At 40.0% G+C, this 427-nt stretch carries 1 protein-coding gene; it reads left to right on the top strand.

Annotation, left to right across the window (positions count from 1 at the left end; translation table 11 throughout):
- Window positions 1-101: 101 nt before the first annotated feature.
- On the top strand, window positions 102-427 hold a 326-nt coding region (locus I6F37_RS41180), incomplete at its 3' end, for a hypothetical protein (RefSeq protein WP_225154549.1).

The raw sequence follows: 427 nt of genomic DNA, 5'->3' as shown, positions 1-427 counted from the left end.
CCACTAGAGAAAAAGGTAATCAACAATATGTGCGAAAAATTTTAGCAAAGCATTCACCAAAGCTGGTGAATGCTTTTTAGTTTTGGAGAAACCTTGTATCCATGCTTCTGGCATCACCCGAATCACTATTGGTAATAGATATTGAAACTGTATCACAGTGCGCTGACCATAGCGAGTTAAGTGATACCTGGAAAGAATTATGGGCACATAAAGCATTTAGCCAGATGCCGGATGGCGATACACCTGCCAGCTTATATAGTAAAAGAGCAGCCATCTGGGCGGAATTCGGCAAAATTGTATGCATCAGCATGGGATTTTTTGTAAAAAATAAATACGATGACTATACGTTTCGGGTCAAATCGTTTTATGGTCACGACGAATGCCGGCTATTGAGAGAGTTTTTTGAAGCAGTAGAAAAGTGTATGCA

The sequence above is a fragment of the Bradyrhizobium sp. NBAIM08 genome (assembly GCF_020193935.1).
Classification (GTDB): Bacteria; Pseudomonadota; Alphaproteobacteria; order Rhizobiales; family Xanthobacteraceae; genus Bradyrhizobium; species Bradyrhizobium yuanmingense.
The sequence above is the reverse complement of the archived record's forward strand: the minus strand, read 5'-3'. Positions and strand labels throughout refer to the sequence as shown.